The organism is Vibrio sp. PID23_8 (assembly GCF_003584965.1).
Taxonomy (GTDB): domain Bacteria; phylum Pseudomonadota; class Gammaproteobacteria; order Enterobacterales; family Vibrionaceae; genus Vibrio.
In genome coordinates, this window is record NZ_LIXE01000001.1 from 218638 (window position 1) to 236273 (window position 17636).

Here is a 17636-nt window from a genome sequence, read left to right on the forward strand (position 1 = left end):
TCAAACTTACGCGTTAAGCAAAGGTTCAACGTTGATATACTTACCAAGATCTTGGCGCTTTGCACTTGGAATGTATGGGATTTCACCTAGCTTAGGTGCATCCAAACGGTCTTCAAGCATGTCGATGATTTCAGCGTAGTGTTCCGTGCCTGGGTTTACTCGGTTAGCTACCCAGCCAACTAAGTTGAGGCCATCTGCTTTTATAATTTCAGCCGTCAACAGTGCATGGCTCAGACAGCCAAGCTTAATGCCCACAACAAGTACGACTGGCAGTTGCTCTTGTTGTACCCAGGTAGACAAACTGTCTGTGTCCGAGACAGGAACACGCCAGCCACCTGCCCCCTCAACTAACACAATGTCTGATTGTTCTTTGTGTTGAGCAAGCTTTTCACTGAGCACTTGGTATTCAATCACAACATTTTCATGCTTTGCAGCGATGTGCGGAGACGCTGGCAACTCTAAGGCGTAAGGGTTTACATCTTCGTAAGCAATATCTAACGTGGCTGCTTTTTGCAAATGCAGTGCATCTGAGTTGCGTAACCCTTGCTCTGTTTTATCGCTTCCTGATGCCACTGGTTTATAACCAATGGTGTTAAGCTCTTTTGCCGCCAATGCTTGCAGAATCGCTTTTGACGCTACCGTTTTGCCTACATCCGTATCCGTACCAGCAATAAAAAATGCATCAATCATATATGTATGACTCCAAAACAAACCTGATAACTTGCAGGTAGAAGACCGTGATCGTTTTTGAATGCTTGGTACGCACGCTCAACTTGCAATAGAGTGCGACGGCTCGTTAGGCCATGTGAGCGACCGCTAACATGATTTGCACCAATACCTTTGAGATCACGCATGACAGAAAATGCCGAATCGTACCAAACTGTGATAGAGGTCAAGTTTAGTTGATGGCTGTGACAACAAGATTGCGCTAACGCAACTTTTACCTGATTGAGGGTAATAAACTGATTCACGTGTTGATATGTGTCAATTTTTGACCACGATTGGCGCAATTCATCAAGTGAGCCATCAACCAAGGTGGAGAAACACCCTTTCCCGCCCGTTTTTACTACACGACGAATTTCGCTTAATGGGTCGCTCAAGTCTGAACACCACTGCAGCGCCAAACTAGAAAAAACATAATCAAAGCTACTATCATCAAAAGGAAGATGCTCTGCATCCGCCAAAACGTAACTCATGCGTTTATCGCCACACCGCTCATGAGCTTTATGCAACATAGCTTGAGAGATATCCGCACAGACGACTTCTGCACCACGCTGCTGAAGTAATTCGGAAAAATAGCCGGTACCACATCCAAGATCCAAAATACGCTTATTCGCAAGATCAAGTGGCAGCTTCTCCAATAAGCGATGGCCTACATCTCGCTGAAATGCAGCGTGCTTATCGTAGGTACTGGCTGCTTTGCCAAAAGATGAAGCAATCGCATCTTTATCTTGAAAAGCACAATCCAATACGATGTTTTCCGCATACTCCATTACTGTGCTCCTAATGCTTGCTTCAATGCCATTGAAAGCGTTTTAACTTGCTCATTGGTGTGATTGGCAGTGAGCGTAATACGAAGACGAGACGTCCCTTTTGGTACGGTTGGTGGACGAATTGCCGTAACCCAAATGCCGTTTTGACGACAATCGCTTGCTATCCGCAAAGCCAACTCTGAACCACCAAGCACAAACGGCTTTATCGAGGTTTGTGTTTCTACGAAACCAGCGAGATTTTTGAGACTATCTTGATAAACTTCACTTAGCTCTGCGAGTTTTTCACGTCGCCAAGATTGCTCTTGAACGATAGAAACCGCATGCGTTAGTGCATAAGCTTGAGCGGGAGGCATCGCCGTCGAGTAGACATGATGTTTTGCAAACTGTGTGAGGTAATCGCCAGTGGCTTGATCACATAAAATAGCGGCACCAGACATGCCAAATGCCTTACCAAAAGTGATCACCAATAACTCCGGTTTAACTTGGCTAAGCTCACAGGCCCCCCCACCAGATTCACCAAGAACACCGATACCATGGGCATCATCGACCGCTAACCAAGCGTGATTAGCTCGGGTTATCGCCTCAATATCTTTAAGCGGTGAACAGTCACCATCCATACTGAACACCCCTTCCGTCACGACAAGATGATTATCTTCTCTATTGATAAGCGATTTTAGGTGTTCGATATCGTTGTGCTTAAAGCGTTTCATTTTGGCTGAGGATAACGCCCCCGCTTCCATCAAAGAAGCATGGTTCAAACGGTCTTGAATTAATACGTCTGATTTTTCTAGCAGGGTGAACAGCAGCGCTTGGTTGGCACTGAACCCAGAGCCAAATAGGATTGCTCTCTCGTAGCCCAACCACTCAGTCAACGCGGCTTCTAAATTACTGTGCGCCGCACTAAAACCCGTGACCATCGGAGACGCACCACTGCCGCTACCGTATACGCTCAAGCCTTGTTGCCACGCACGAACAAGCGCTTGGTCATTGGCCAAACCCAGATAATCGTTACTTGAGAAGTTGATATAACGCTTACCTTCGTGCTCCAAAATAGATTGGTTACCGGCAAAAACGACGTTCATTGAGCGATTGAGCCCCTGCTCCTTGCGTTGAGTTAGGGCTAATTTGATACGAGACTTAAACACTGGCATCGTAGAAAAGGTCATCTTTCGTCGGACGAGCTGCAACACGCTCTACCACGCGATCAAGCAGTTCATTTTCTTCGATTTCATCCGGTTTCTGCGACACTTCTTGACGATTAATGCCCAGCTTATTAAACAGCATCATATCTTTGTCTTCAGAAGGGTTTGGTGTGGTTAACAATTTGCAACCGTAGAACACCGAGTTTGCCCCTGCCATAAAGCACAGCGCTTGCATCTGCTCGTTCATGTTTTCACGCCCGGCCGATAAACGAACCGCCGATTGAGGCATCATGATTCGCGCAATCGCAATCAAGCGAATAAAATCGAATGGCTCGACATCGTCCACTTCTTCCAGTGGCGTGCCCTTAACCTTGACCAGCATGTTGATTGGCACACTTTCAGGGTGTACTGGTAAGTTAGCCAATTCAACCAACAAACCCGCACGGTCATTGGCGCTTTCACCCATACCAATGATGCCACCGGAACAGATCTTCATGCCAGCATCACGAACATGAGACAAGGTATCTAAACGGTCTTGGTAAGTACGTGTGGTAATGATATTGCCGTAAAACTCAGGAGAGGTATCAAGGTTATGGTTGTAGTAGTCCAAACCCGCATTCGCCAGTTGCTTTGCTTGCTCAGGTGTCAACATACCCAAAGTCATACACGTTTCTAGCCCCATGCCTTTCACACCTTTGATCATGTCGGTCAAATGAAGCATGTCGCGCTCTTTCGGGTTCTTCCACGCTGCGCCCATGCAGAATCGCGTTGAGCCCGCATTTTTCGCTTTTTGTGCGGCATCGAGTACACGCTCGACTTCCATCAATCGCTCTTTTTCAATGTCCGTAGCATATCTAGCACTTTGAGGACAGTATTTACAATCTTCTGGGCACGCCCCCGTCTTAATTGACAGCAATGTGCTGACCTGAACATGGTTAGTTTGTTGGTATTGACGGTGAACAAGCTGAGCTTCGAAAAGAAGATCCATGAATGGTTTTTCCATGAGGTCGCGCACTTCAGCATGTGTCCAGTTATGACGAACTTCCACGTGTATTCCTTTAATCGCTTTGTTGTTGTGTTGACAGTCTACTGAGTCTCGATAAACTGTCAACACAACACAAAACAACAAAGTTTACATCTGTTTATAATTTAAACTGAACATTATTGGAATTGCACATGGACCTCGCCTTCGACCGCCAGCATATCTGGCATCCTTATACTTCTACACTGACACCTCTGACCTGCTACCCAGTAGCATCAGCAAATGGTGTACACATTAAATTGGAAGATGGGACAGAGCTTGTCGATGGCATGTCTTCTTGGTGGTCGACGATCCACGGCTATAACCACCCGCACTTAAATCAAGCCGCGCACCAGCAAATCGACCAGGTGTCGCATGTAATGTTTGGCGGGATTACCCACCAGCCAGCTATCAGTTTGTGTAAGAAGCTATTGGCCCTTTCACCAAGTAATCTTGAGCATGTCTTTCTTACTGACTCTGGCTCTGTTGCGGTAGAGGTAAGCTTGAAAATGGCGCTGCAATACTGGCATGCTAAAGGCGAACGCAGGCCGAAGTTTCTGACTTTGCGACACGGTTATCACGGCGATACCTTTGCTGCGATGTCGGTCACCGATCCAGATAACTCGATGCATTCCCTCTACAAGGGCTTTTTACCAGAGCATATTTTTGCAGAGTCACCAACATGCGGTTATTGGGATGAGTGGAAGCCGGAAGACTTGGCCGATTTTGAACAAAAGATCTCACAGCACCATCAAGAGCTCGCAGCGGTGATCCTTGAGCCTATCGTGCAAGGCGCTGGCGGAATGCGCATCTATCACCCAGAGTTCTTAAAAGGCGTGCGTACACTTTGTGATAAATACAATCTCCTGCTGATTGCTGATGAAATCGCCACTGGGTTTGGCCGTACAGGTCTGTTGTTTGCTTGTGAGCACGCTGACATTCAACCAGACATTCTGTGTGTCGGTAAAGCACTAACAGGCGGCTACATGACCCTCTCTGCTACCCTAACAAGTAAACACGTCGCAGATACCGTTTGCGGTGGCAAGGCTGGTTGCTTCATGCATGGTCCAACCTTTATGGGTAACCCACTCGCTTGCGCCGTAGCGACAGCAAGTTTAGAGCTCATAGAACAAGGCGAATGGAAACACCAAACAAAACAAATTGAAATGCTGTTTTCTGAGTTATTACCGAAGTTAGAACAATACGATTTAGTTAAGAATACGCGCTGGCTCGGTGCAATTGGTGTGGTTGAAACTCATCGCCCAGTGAATATGGAAATAATCCAAGCTCTGTTTGTTGAGCAAGGCGTGTGGATTCGTCCATTTGGCAAGTTGATTTATATGATGCCGCCATTTATTAGCAAGCCAGAAGATATTGAAAAGTTGGTTAAGGCGATTGATGCCGCGCTGCAACGTGAAGATTGCTTCGCTTAACACGTTCTTAGTAAATTCAAGCACTGTTGTAAAAGAGAAAGCAAGAACGGTTTGGGCATGCCACTCAAACCGCTTTTTTTAATAAGCATTGTGCTCACAAGAGCAATGCCAAAGCGAAATAAGATTAACGTAATTGGCTATCTTTACTCGCACGCCGATTGAACAGCGATTGGCGTTGTGACAATAACTCTAGTGTTGATTGACACTCAATACACAAACGAACACCTTTCATTGCAATGCGACGAGCGTCAGGAATCTCATTCCCACACTCATCGCAATAATGTGCGCTTTCACCATGAGTGATATTGCCACGCACTCTCGATATTTCGTCGTCTATTGTGTTTTGAATTTGTTGGCTGACACTGTCGTCATTTGCCCACCCTACGGCCATAAGCCCTCCTCGTTACTTGAATGAGAAAATCTACTTACCGTGGTAAGGTGGATGATTATATCGCTTACAGATGAGTCGATAATCCACACGAATTTAAAAACACTATTACGCCTGGGTAAAAGTTAGAACTTTCACGCCATGGAGATAACAAAAAACCCAGCTTAAAAAGCTGGGTTTTGGTGTTTTAGTGGTTAATGAATTAACCGATGTGCGTTGCGCCGCCCATGTACTTCTGAAGTACTGTAGGGATTACAATGCGACCGTCTGCTTCTTGGTTGTTTTCTAGAATAGCAACCATGGTACGACCTACTGCTAGACCAGAACCGTTTAGCGTGTGTACAAGCTCAGGTTTCTTCTCGCCTTTACGACGGAAACGCGCTTGCATGCGACGAGCTTGGAAGTCCCACATGTTAGAACATGAAGAGATTTCGCGGTAAGTTTCTTGAGCAGGAACCCACACTTCTAGGTCGTAAGTTTTACGTGCGCCGAAGCCCATGTCACCTGTACATAGAACCACTTTACGGTAAGGAAGCTCTAGAAGTTGTAGAACTTTCTCAGCGTGACCTGTTAGCTCTTCTAGCGCGTTCATTGAATCTTCTGGCTTAGTGATTTGTACTAGTTCAACTTTGTCGAATTGGTGCATACGAATCAGGCCACGAGTATCACGACCGTAAGAACCAGCTTCTGAACGGAAACATGGTGTGTGAGCAGTCATCTTAAGTGGTAGATCCGCTTCGTCAGAAATCGTGTCACGAACTAGGTTCGTTACTGGCACTTCTGCCGTAGGGATAAGAGACAGTTTACGTGGCTCTTCGTCGTTTACTTTTTCCGCTAGAGGTTCTGTGTGGAAAAGGTCTTTACCGAACTTAGGAAGCTGACCAGTACCGAATAGGCTGTCAGAGTTGACTAGGTAAGGTACGTACATTTCTGTGTAACCGTGTTCTTCGGTGTGAAGATCTAGCATGAATTGAGCGATTGCACGGTGTAGACGCGCGAATTGGCCTTTCATCACGATGAAACGTGCACCGGTGATCTTAACTGCGCTTGCGAAATCTAGACCGTCACCCATTTCGCCTAGGTCAACGTGGTCTTTCAGTTCGAAGTCGTAAGATTTAGGTTCACCCCAACGAGAGATTTCTACGTTGTCGTTCTCATCTTTACCATCCGGCACTTCATCCGCTGGAATGTTTGGAACAGAAAGCGTGAAATCGTCTAGTTGAGCCATCACTTGCTCAAGTTCCACTTTCTTCGCATCAAGATCGCTACCTAGCGTACCGATTTGTTTCTTGATCTCTTCTGCGCCTTCTTTGTCGCCAACCGCCATTTTTTGGCCGATTTGCTTGGAGATGGAGTTACGCGTGGATTGTAAATTTTCTACTTCTACTTGAATGGACTTACGTTGTTCTTCAAGTTTACGAATAGTATCTACGTCTAGCTTAAAGCCGCGACGCGCCAGTTTAGCAGCTGTTTCATCCAGCTCTGTACGAAGTAATTTAGAATCCAGCATTGTTAATCCTATGCTTTTTGTTGTGAAATCACGCGCCGTTTCCGAACAGACACGTTTTAAAATCTATCGAATAAATGTATCCAAAAAAGCCTACTTTTCATAGCGCTTTTGTAGGCTATTTGCGTCTAAAGTAGCCAAGTAATCCAACTTTTCGCCAATTTTGGTCTCTAGACCACGATTTGTCGGCTGATAGTACTTACGATCGCCCATTTCAGGCGGCAGATATTGCTCTCCAGCTGCATACGCACCTGGCTCATCATGAGCATAACGATATTCTGCTCCATAGCCCATATCTTTCATCAAGCTCGTTGGTGCATTTCTCAGGTGATGCGGTACTTCATATTCCGGTAAATTGTGAGCATCAGTGAGCGCTTGTTTCCACGCCACGTACACCGCATTACTCTTAGGTGCGCACGCTAGGTAGACAATCGCTTGAGCAATCGCACGTTCACCCTCTGCTGGGCCAACGCGAGTGAAGCAATCCCAAGCGGATAGCGCCACTTGCATTGCGCGTGGATCTGCATTGCCCACATCTTCCGATGCGATGGCAAGCAAGCGCCTTGCGATGTAAAGCGGGTCACAGCCAGCTGCTATCATGCGTGCAGACCAATACAGTGCCGCATCTGGGTTAGAGCCACGGATCGATTTGTGCACAGCAGAGATTAAGTCGTACCAAATATCACCTTTGTTGTCGAAGCGAGAAACTTTCTCCCCTGCTACTTCTGCAAGCAGCTTGAGAGTGATCGCTTTTTCACCTTGATCGTTATCCTCTGCCATATCGTAGAGTAGCTCAAGGTAGTTAAGTGACATACGTGCATCACCGTTTACCAACTCGGCTAAGCGATCTAATACATTATCAGCAAAGTGTGCGGGCGTTTTACCTAGACCACGGTCTTTGTCGTTGATCGCTTGATTCAAAGCGAGTGAGATTTCACCTTTGTCGAGAGAAGTTAACTTGTACACACGTGCTCGTGACAGCAATGCGTTATTCAACTCAAAAGATGGGTTCTCTGTTGTCGCGCCAATAAAGGTAACCGTACCGTCCTCAATATGCGGTAAGAAAGCGTCTTGCTGGGACTTGTTGAAGCGATGTACCTCATCCACAAACAAGATAGTGCGACGCCCCGCCATTTTGTTCTCACGCGCTTTCTCGATAGCGGCACGGATCTCTTTCACCCCCGATGTCACCGCAGAAACACGCTCGACCTCAGCATTGGCATAGTTTGCAGCCACTTCTGCTAACGTCGTTTTCCCGGTACCCGGAGGCCCCCAAAGAATCATTGAGTGAATATGGCCGGCCTCTAGCGCACGGCGCAGTGGCTTCCCAGGACCTAAAATATGCTGCTGACCGATGTACTGATCAATGGTTTCCGGTCTCATACGAGCAGCAAGGGGACGAAAATCTTCGTCCCCCGAGAAATCTAATGTGTAATTGCTCACTACCAATTAATTCCTTTGGTCATCCACTTCCACACCCTCTGGAATCGTGAATGTAAATCTATTTGCTTTTGGTTTACCCAGCTTCACATTGTTAAACTCAAACAAGCCTTTTTGACCATCTTGCTCAATCACATTAAAGCCTTTTACCACACCTTTAATATCAATATTAATCTGGAATTGGCCCTGAGTAGAGTCGATTGCGGTAGGAATAAGCGTAAACTGATCGCCCTTCTGAAAAATTTTATAATTACCCCAATCACTTGCACGATTACGGGTTAACAGCACAAACGGGGTTTGTTCGGTGGCTTGCTCTTGATCATAAATACTGACTTGCTCAATGAAAGGACTGTAGTACCAAAGCGTTTTACCATCAGAAACCAACAAGTTCTCATCCGGAAATGTCGTACTCCAACGGAACAGGCTCGGACGAGAAATTTCAACGGTTCCTTCCCCTTCCATTATCGTTTCACCGTCTGGGCTGATCACTTGTTGTGAAAAATCGGCTTTGAACCCTTCATTCATCGCAAGGCGTTTGCTCAATTCGTCTTTTGGAGATGCGGCGTATGCAGTAGTAAAGAGAGAAAAGCTAAAAACAAGTGCTGAGAACATTTTCGCTGAAAGTTGTTTTTTCATTCAGATACCTATCAAATGGGTCAAAGACCTAAAGTGACTCACCTCAATTGGACTGAGGTGAGTAAAACAAGTTCATTAATCTTTTGGTGGCGCCGGTGCTAAGACCTCGCGGTTACCATTGTGACCAGGCGCACTTACAATACCTTGCGCTTCAAGCTGCTCGACAATACGTGCCGCTCGGTTGTAACCAATCTTGAATCGACGTTGTACGCCCGATACCGAACCACGACGAGACTGCACCACATGCTCGACAACTTGATCGAACAGCGGGTCCACTTCTTCGTCTGATTCCATCTGTTCACCAGGGAGCAACGCTTCAGGACCTTGATCGCCGCTGATGATCTCATCGATATAGTTTGGCTTACCACGTGCTTTCCAGTTATTGACCACCGCATGAACATCATCATCTGATGCAAACGCACCATGAACACGTGTGGTATGACTTGAACCCGGTGGCAGATAAAGCATATCACCCATCCCCAATAGCGATTCTGCACCACCTTGGTCAAGGATAGTACGCGAGTCCGTCTTAGTAGAGACGGTGAATGCCACACGTGTTGGGATGTTCGCTTTGATCAAGCCGGTAATAACATCAACCGATGGGCGCTGCGTCGCAAGGATCAGGTGAATACCTGCCGCACGCGCTTTTTGAGCCAAGCGCGCGATCAGTTCTTCAACCTTCTTACCCACGACCATCATTAGGTCAGCAAATTCATCGACAACTACGACAATGTATGGCAGTTTTTCTAGCAACGGGGGCTCAGTGTCCATGCTGTCGCCTTCTTGCCAGAATGGGTCATGGATTGGGTGACCCGCTTCTGCTGCCATTTTCAGTTTCTCGTTGAAGCCTTTCACGTTACGTACGCCAAGTGCCGACATCAGTTTGTAACGACGTTCCATCTCACCCACACACCAGCGTAGAGCATTGGACGCATCTTTCATGTCGGTAACGACTTCAGCCAGAAGATGAGGAATACCTTCGTAAATCGAAAGTTCCAACATTTTCGGGTCAATCATGATAAAACGGAGATCTTCCGGTGATGCCTTATAAAGCATACTCAAGATCATCACGTTTACACCCACAGACTTACCGGAGCCCGTTGTACCGGCCACCAGCACGTGCGGCATTTTAGCAATATCGGCGATCACCGCTTCACCTGCGATGTCTTGACCTAGCACCACTGTCGTAGGTGACGTCGCTTGTTCAAACTGCGGGCTGCTGATTACGTCTGACAGGTAAACCGTTTGACGGCTCATGTTTGGCAACTCTAGGCCAACATAAGGTTTACCGGGAATCACTTCTACAACACGTACTGCCATGGCAGACAACGCACGTGCCAAGTCCATAGACAGACCAGAAATGCGACTTACTTTTACGCCCGGAGCCAAATCAAGCTCGAATCGAGTGATCACTGGTCCGGGATAGATACCCACCACATCGGCTTTAATTTTGTAATCTGCTAGCTTAGTTTCCACTAAACGAGCGACTTGCTCGAGCGCTTCGCGGTCAATGAAATTCTCACGCTTTTCAGGATGATACAAAAGCTCCAGCGTTGGGAGAGGCTCAGTCGGCACAGGCAAGTTATGTTCTTGCTGCACTAAGAATGGGTTTTGCTGTGCGACCACTTTTGCTTGTGCGCTAGCGACCAAATTCTGGAAAGCCACAGCGTCTTGATCGCCTTCTTCCGCTGCTTCTATTTCCGTATCACTCGCCACCGGTGCCGGTTCAAATGTCGCCGTAACTTGCGATGAAGGAGCAGCCTGTATTGATTCCGCATGCTGATATTGAGGCTGAGGTTCAACTTGAGCCGGTTGAAGTTGTTGAACCACTTGTGGCACCACATACTCATCTTCTTCATCCACAACATCAAAATTGGAGATGATTGGCTCAATATGCTGGCTCGGTTCAGTTTGCTCGATGATATTGTCTAGCGTATCCGAATCAATCACAGGTTCTTCATGCTGACGTTGTTCCGCATAAATTTGACCAACTTGAGGCTGCTGTGCTTGTTCAGCTTCAAATTGCGAGTACTCAGCGTAGTTCGGTTCGTTATCAAACTGTCCTACCTCCGAATATTCTGGTTGAGCGAACGGCTCTGGTTGAGAGACCGGATCTTGCTGAACAGTTTGCTGCGCTTGCACAGCGTTATCATCTTGAGCTAAAGCAGACGCAACAAATTCTGGTGTTGGGATTTCAACCGGTTTAGCGACGAGCTCTTGAGGCACAGTGACTGGCTGACCATCTTCCGCCCAGTCATCTGCTTGCTGAGCTGCAGCTTCTAGCTCTTCAATCGTAACATTAAGCTGCTTAGTACGTTCGACCATTGGGTCAACGTTCTCGATAGTTACCGCATTGATAGGTTGCGGTGTCACTTGTTCTGCGATCGCTTGAGGCATATAAATTGGGTACTCATGAGTCGGAACCACGTCTTTCTCTTCTTCAACGTCATACGCCGTCAGATGTGGCAAAGTCTCATCTTCAGACGGCTCAGCCACATGCTGAGTTGGGACTTTATCTTCTGCAAATGAGTCCAGTTGAGGCTCAAGTGTCTCTTGCTCTGTACCGCGAACTTTGTTTGCAACCACACCAACTAAAGCCAGTGCACTGTCACCTAACCACTCAACAATGCTCAACCAAGAGATACCTGTAAACAAAGTAAAACCTGCTCCCCATAGGAAAAGAAGCACAAGCGTCGTACCCAGCACATTCAGTGTAGGTAGCGCTAGACTGGTGAGAACGTCACCAACAACGCCACCAGACGAGAAGTACCAAATGTCGTCAAAGTTGATATCAGCAAGACCACAACTGGTAAGAATAAGGATAACTAAACCTAGTAGACGAGTGCCCCACAGCATTAAGTCAATAGGTTCGTCCTCGCCACGCTTACGGCAAATGACCCAAGCCCCTGCGGTTAACAGAAAAGGTAATGGGTATGCGAGTGAACCGAAGGTAAAAAAGAGTGTGTCGGCAAGCCAAGCGCCGAACAGACCACCAGCGTTATCAATTTCACCGCCCCAAGCAGTTTGAGACCAAGACGGATCGGCTGGGCTAAAAGTGAATAGTGCGACGGCAAGCAATACCGAGCTAAGAACGCCAACGATAAAGCAGCACTCTTTTAAACGTTGGAAGCCATTTAAACGTGAAGTCTGAGGCTCTTCACTTGTTTTGATGATGGTTTCGACTTTCTTTTCGTTCTCTTTGAACATAAATCAACTTGAGTATGGAAATGAATTAGGAATAAATAAAAACATGCCGAGCGGCACTAAGCCGCTCGGTAAATTGATTTAACCATATCAAAGAGAAAAACCCAATTACTCTATAGCGAAAGCGGAAGGATATTCCGCTTTCTTTGCAATAAATTAACGAGTTTTGATCACAAGCTGGTTAGATTGCTTCACTTCTTCCATTACTACGTAAGTACGTGTGTCATTAACACCTGGTAAACGCAGCAACGTATCACCTAATAGTCGGCGGTAAGCCCCCATATCTGATACACGGGTTTTAAGAAGATAGTCGAAATCACCTGACACAAGATGACACTCTTGAATGTCGTCTAGTTTTTGAACAGCCGCATTAAACTGTTCGAATACATCTGGCGCACCACGGTTAAGCGTAATCTCTACGAATACTAATAGTGATGCATCAAGAAACTGCGGGTTAAGTAGCGCAGTGTACCCTGTGATATAGCCTTGACGCTCTAAGCGACGCACACGCTCCAAACACGGCGTTGGAGAAAGTCCTACACGCTTAGAAAGCTCAACATTTGAAATACGACCATCTTTCTGCAACTCATTTAAGATATTGCGGTCGATACGGTCTAGTTCCTTGGACGGCTTTTTATAGTTGTCTGCCATTTTTTATTCCACCTTTTTACTTCCTTGCAAATAAATATACTACAACTTTTTAATATTTGGTGCCAAATTTTACAAATATGCAACTATACTAGTTGTTAATTCGACAATAACACCCTACAAACAGTTAATACAACCATTTTATGAAGAGGATACAGGATGATCATTGGCGTACCAAAGGAAATCAAAAACCACGAATACCGAGTGGGCATGATCCCAGCTAGCGTGAGAGAACTTATCTCACATGGTCACCAAGTTTTTGTTGAGACCAATGCTGGTGCCGGCATCGGTTTTTCAGACGATGATTACATCGCTGTAGGTGCATCCATTCTCCCTACTGCTGCTGACGTCTTCGCGCAAGCAGACATGATCGTAAAAGTAAAAGAACCTCAAGCTGTCGAAAGAGCAATGCTCCGCGAAGGACAGATTTTATTTACTTATTTACACCTTGCACCAGATTTTCCACAAACTGATGAGCTAATCAAGAGCAAAGCTGTCTGTATAGCATATGAGACTGTAACAGATAATATGGGTCGTTTGCCACTGTTGGCACCAATGTCAGAAGTGGCAGGTCGGATGTCTATCCAAGCTGGCGCGCAAACATTGGAAAAATCACACGGTGGCCGTGGTTTACTATTAGGTGGCGTCCCTGGTGTTGAGCCTGCGAAAGTCGTTGTTATTGGCGGAGGCGTCGTTGGCGCGAACGCCGCTCGTATGGCAGTCGGCCTTCGTGCAGATGTTACCATCCTAGACCGAAACGTTGATACGCTACGTAAACTTGACGAGGAATTCCAAGGCCGAGCTAAAGTGGTTTATTCTACTGAAGACGCGATCGAGAAGCACGTTCTGGAAGCCGATCTCGTGATTGGCGCAGTCCTTATCCCTGGCGCCGCAGCACCTAAACTGGTAACAAAAGCGCACATCGCGAAAATGAAGCCAGGCGCAGCAGTGGTTGACGTCGCAATCGACCAAGGTGGTTGTTTCGAAACGTCACATGCAACCACTCACGCAGAACCAACTTACGTGGTTGACGAAGTAGTACACTACTGTGTGGCGAACATGCCAGGTGCGGTTGCTCGCACTTCAACATTCGCCCTGAATAATGCAACACTGCCTTACATCGTGAAGCTAGCGAATAAGGGTTACCGTGAAGCCCTCCTTGACGACAAAGGCTTCTTGGAAGGTTTAAACGTTATCCACGGTAAAGTGACTTGTAAAGAAGTGGCTGAGAGCTTCGATCTAGAATACGTTGAGCCTGCACTAGGGATTGCAATGTTCAACTAATGACAAAATAGCTCATAAAATGTCACGTTTTGTTTACAAAAGCCCATCTTAGGATGGGTTTTTTATATAGAGCATTTAGCTATTAGTTATGCAAAAACCTTATAAGATGAAATTAAAATATTTCGAGGCGTGATCGATTTAGCGCAAAATTCTGCCAACCTGACACGATAACCACGTTCTTCAAGATAAAGTGCTTTGTCCAAAGCAAGCCAAACTTCTAGCGGTCGTTGAAACACTAACTGAACCAAACTCATTCGCTCCATCTGCCAGAAGCGTTGTTCAGCTAGCTTTTCAACCTCCTCAAAATCGATTGCTTGATTGAACTCGATCCCTTTTTGCTTCGCAGCCCAACGACATAAAGATTCGAAACCATCACTTAACTGAGACTTACGAATACTCGGCACTGGTTGGTAGCCCTCTAAGCCAAGCCATTGACGAGTAATTAAATCAAAACCAAGTCTAAACACCATTTCCTGCTGGCGATGACGACGCACGCGTTCACCACCCGTTACTGTTTGTTGCAAAGGAATACGTAGTTCTTGCTTAGAAAGCGTAAGTGAAGATGCTTTACCCAGCTCTGATAACGGCTGGTATTGCGCTTCTTGAATCAGATGATAGCAACACGGTGAAATCGTCATTGCTGCCACACCGCGTTCGCAGCCGTATTGCATTAAACGGACATGAAGATCACCACAGGCATGCAAAGCGACTGCGTGTTGGGTGGGCTTGAACACTGCTTTTGCTTTGGCATCAAACGCATCACCTTGAATAAAGGTCATCTTCCATTGCTGCTCATCGGCGGCTTGCTGCCCAGATTCACAGAGCGCTTGTTGAAACTCAAAACTTGTCACCGGCTGGTTAGTTTGTGTTGTTAAGATTCGGCCTAAATAGCCTTTACCGGAACACCATTCCAACCACTCTTCACCGTGATGGTGTTGAATCGCCGCCTCACCCATCGCGCTGATTTGCTCTAACTTACGGCCTGGGATCCCACTCTCTAGCCCCCGCTGAAGTTCGAGCCCGTTTAAAGACATCACTTCAAGATTGGCGTATTTATAAAGCGACTGGATACCGGGCAGAAACGCACTGATCTCAGCGAAAACCTGTTCTGGTTCAGCTTTAAGCTGTTCAATTTGAGAAGGGGAAAGACAGTCCAACCATTGGCAAAGCTCTGGGTGCATTTCTTGCCAAGGTAATGATGAACGCAAACTACATTTAAACGGCTCAAATCGCCATAACGATTGGTTTTCGATTAAGCAGTCATTAATGAATTGAAATTGCGTTTTCATAGTTCCCCCTACACTGAGAACCGGATTGTAGAGGGAATCAATACATGAATGAAGCGTTATCTGACTGGCAGCTCGATGTCTTTAAACATCTCTTCAATTTCAGAGTTGGACTTTAACGAGATCGCTTGCTCTACCACAGGGCGAGTTAGGTGCGGCGCAAAACGTTCCATAAAATCGAACATGTAAGAGCGAAGGAAAGTGCCTCGGCGGAAGCCAATACTGGTTGTACTTGCACCGAACAAGTGGCTTGCATCGATTGCAACCAAATCGCTATCTTGCTCTTCATCGACCGCCATGCTCGCAATCACGCCAACACCAATACCCATACGAACGTATGTTTTTATCACATCAGCATCGGTCGCCGTGAATACCACGCGTGGTGTTAGCCCTTCACGATTAAACGCCGTATCTAGCTCAGATCGGCCAGTAAAACCGAAGACATATGTCACTAACGAATAGCCCGCCAAATCATGAATCGTTATCGTATCCTTTTTCGCTAACGGATGATCTTTTGGTACCACGATGGAACGATTCCAGTGATAACAAGGCAGCATGATTGCATCTTGATAAAGGTGGAGAGCTTCTGTCGCAATGGCAAAATTGGCCGTGCCCTTTGCAATCGCTTCAGACATTTGTGATGGTGTACCTTGATGCATATGCAGAGACACTTTCGGGTAACGCACTGTAAAACCCTTAATCACATCTGGCAGAGCATAACGCGCTTGAGTATGCGTGGTAGAAATATTCAGCGTCCCCATCTCTGGATGAGTATGCTCTCCCGCTACTGCTTTAATGCTTTCCACTCGTGCCAGGACCTCTTGAGAGATTCGTATAATCTCTTCACCTGCAGGCGTTACCTGAGTTAAGTGCTTGCCACTTCGCTCAAAAACTTGAATGCCTAACTCATCTTCTAGCAAGCGAACTTGCTTACTGATCCCTGGTTGGGACGTATAAAGACTTTCTGCCGTGGCCGATACATTCAAGTTATGATTTACAACCTCAACGATATACTTCAGTTGTTGCAGCTTCATCGTAATCCCTTACTCATGTTGTCGAGATAAAACGTCATATTTACCGTGAAGTTAGGTGTACAACAACACACATCAAAACACTCACCGATATAATGATAAGTTATAACGTTTTCGAAACTAAATGAACAGTAATTTCTAACTTATAGCTCAATGCTATTGGACGAGCTCATTAACCACATATGCGCCTTTTGGTCATCCGTTTGCATCAATCTGGTGACCTTTTTTCGCTCTTTGCGCAACAAAACGTGTTTAAGACTAAATAATCAAATAAATATGGTGCCGAGCATGATAAGAATCATGTATTCTTCAACGCTAGCCGTAAAGTAACAAGCAGACACAAAGATATGAATATTGGTTTAATAATCGCTTTGGTAGCCATCCTATTGGTTTTGATCCTTGGCTATAATATTATGTTGCAGCACAAGGTAAAAGTAGAGACCGCGAAACGACAGGAATCCGCTCGCTATGTAGCACTGATTGACGGTACTGAAGAACTTATTAGTCACGCCCACCATATTCCTTTTAGCAAGGAGCTACTGCTGTGTCTCAATAACCGCATTTTAGACGCGCTAGAAAACATGCGAGATCTCGACCCAAGGAATAAACAATTGGTTCAGCGCGTGAGCAATATGAAACAACAAATTGAGCAACTTCAGGATAATGACCAAGGCGGAGAAAGTACCACTTTCAAATTACCAAGTAGTGATAAACAAGCCATCGTAATGCTTAAGTTGGTTAAGCGCTTGCGAGACACTATCCGTAATGAACACAATAAAGGTCGCCTTGATACGCAGACTTACGTTACTGAAAATGCACGCCTAGAAACCATACAAATTCGCATCAACATTGAGAACGTGATTAAGCGGGCTAATGACTCAATCGCTCGCGGCCAACCTGGTACGGCTCTGCAATTGCTCCGAAAAGGGATTGATGCGCTAAGCACCAAGAGTGACGCTTACTCAATTAAAGCAAAACAAAAGCTTGAAGAACTGCTAGGCGATTTAGACAAAAAACGCCAAGATAAAAGCGATGCGGAAAAGCAGCAGATTGTCGATAAAGAACGTGACAATGATATGGATGTGCTCTTCGGCGAAAAGAAAAAGTGGTAATATCCTCCACT

Annotated in this window: 15 protein-coding genes; 3 read left to right on the forward strand and 12 right to left on the reverse strand. The window is 46.1% G+C overall.

All coding sequences use genetic code 11. From position 1 onward, the window contains the following. Nucleotides 1–6: 6 nt before the first annotated feature. Genes bioD through bioB form a run of 4 tightly spaced genes read right to left on the reverse strand, consistent with a single transcriptional unit; the run spans nt 7 to nt 3683 of the window. Nucleotides 7–690, reverse strand: coding sequence for a dethiobiotin synthase (bioD, locus tag AK966_RS00985; RefSeq protein ID WP_172438173.1), 684 nt, complete (start codon nt 688–690; stop codon nt 7–9). Further along, nucleotides 687–1493 carry a malonyl-ACP O-methyltransferase BioC gene (gene bioC, locus AK966_RS00990; protein WP_119463370.1) on the reverse strand — a complete coding sequence of 269 codons (807 nt, stop codon included), beginning with the start codon at nt 1491–1493 and terminating at the stop codon, nt 687–689. Before bioC ends, bioD begins: the two co-directional genes overlap by 4 nt. Continuing rightward, entirely contained in the window at nt 1493–2644 is a 1152-nt protein-coding gene (gene bioF / locus AK966_RS00995) for an 8-amino-7-oxononanoate synthase (protein ID WP_119463371.1), read from the reverse strand. The genes bioC and bioF overlap by 1 nt, the downstream gene beginning before the upstream one ends. Beyond that, complete coding sequence (gene bioB, locus AK966_RS01000; RefSeq protein ID WP_119463372.1) at nt 2631–3683, reverse strand: biotin synthase BioB; 1053 nt, start codon at nt 3681–3683, stop codon at nt 2631–2633. Before bioB ends, bioF begins: the two co-directional genes overlap by 14 nt. A gap of 128 nt (nt 3684–3811) precedes the next feature. Here bioB and bioA point away from each other — a divergent pair, with 128 nt between their 5' ends. Further along, nucleotides 3812–5089 (forward strand): adenosylmethionine--8-amino-7-oxononanoate transaminase, encoded by a 1278-nt coding sequence (gene bioA, locus AK966_RS01005; RefSeq protein ID WP_119463373.1) that lies wholly within the window; start codon nt 3812–3814, stop codon nt 5087–5089. A 124-nt stretch (nt 5090–5213) separates the two neighbouring features. On the opposite strand, the gene AK966_RS01010 is transcribed toward bioA, so the two are convergent. The 6 genes from AK966_RS01010 to lrp form a co-directional block, all read right to left on the reverse strand. Further along, a complete protein-coding gene (locus tag AK966_RS01010; RefSeq protein ID WP_099080532.1) occupies nt 5214–5480 on the reverse strand; it encodes a DksA/TraR family C4-type zinc finger protein in 267 nt (88 codons plus the stop codon). Between the two features lie 199 nt (nt 5481–5679). Continuing rightward, complete coding sequence (serS, locus tag AK966_RS01015; RefSeq protein WP_119463374.1) at nt 5680–6987, reverse strand: serine--tRNA ligase; 1308 nt, start codon at nt 6985–6987, stop codon at nt 5680–5682. Between the two features lie 90 nt (nt 6988–7077). After that, the gene (locus AK966_RS01020; RefSeq protein WP_301182230.1) at nt 7078–8433 is read right to left on the reverse strand and encodes a replication-associated recombination protein A; all 1356 of its coding nucleotides are present in this window, start codon (nt 8431–8433) and stop codon (nt 7078–7080) included. Further along, complete coding sequence (lolA, locus tag AK966_RS01025) at nt 8434–9060, reverse strand: outer membrane lipoprotein chaperone LolA (protein WP_099080530.1); 627 nt, start codon at nt 9058–9060, stop codon at nt 8434–8436. It abuts the gene before it with no gap. A 75-nt stretch (nt 9061–9135) separates the two neighbouring features. Further along, nucleotides 9136–12267 carry a DNA translocase FtsK 4TM domain-containing protein gene (locus AK966_RS01030; RefSeq protein WP_099080529.1) on the reverse strand — a complete coding sequence of 1044 codons (3132 nt, stop codon included), beginning with the start codon at nt 12265–12267 and terminating at the stop codon, nt 9136–9138. 153 nt (nt 12268–12420) lie between these two features. Then, nucleotides 12421–12915 carry a leucine-responsive transcriptional regulator Lrp gene (lrp, locus tag AK966_RS01035; protein ID WP_099080528.1) on the reverse strand — a complete coding sequence of 165 codons (495 nt, stop codon included), beginning with the start codon at nt 12913–12915 and terminating at the stop codon, nt 12421–12423. Nucleotides 12916–13071: 156 nt separating this feature from the next. Here lrp and ald point away from each other — a divergent pair, with 156 nt between their 5' ends. Then, a complete protein-coding gene (gene ald, locus AK966_RS01040) occupies nt 13072–14196 on the forward strand; it encodes an alanine dehydrogenase (protein ID WP_099080527.1) in 1125 nt (374 codons plus the stop codon). A gap of 86 nt (nt 14197–14282) precedes the next feature. On the opposite strand, the gene AK966_RS01045 is transcribed toward ald, so the two are convergent. Further along, nucleotides 14283–15485 carry a methyltransferase gene (locus tag AK966_RS01045; protein ID WP_119463375.1) on the reverse strand — a complete coding sequence of 401 codons (1203 nt, stop codon included), beginning with the start codon at nt 15483–15485 and terminating at the stop codon, nt 14283–14285. A gap of 56 nt (nt 15486–15541) precedes the next feature. Then, entirely contained in the window at nt 15542–16516 is a 975-nt protein-coding gene (cysB, locus tag AK966_RS01050) for an HTH-type transcriptional regulator CysB (protein WP_119463376.1), read from the reverse strand. Between the two features lie 344 nt (nt 16517–16860). On the opposite strand from cysB, the gene AK966_RS01055 reads away from it, so the two are divergent. Continuing rightward, nucleotides 16861–17625, forward strand: a complete 765-nt coding sequence (locus AK966_RS01055) for a DNA repair protein (protein ID WP_119463377.1) — start codon at nt 16861–16863, stop codon at nt 17623–17625. The last annotated feature ends 11 nt before the right edge of the window (nt 17626–17636 follow it).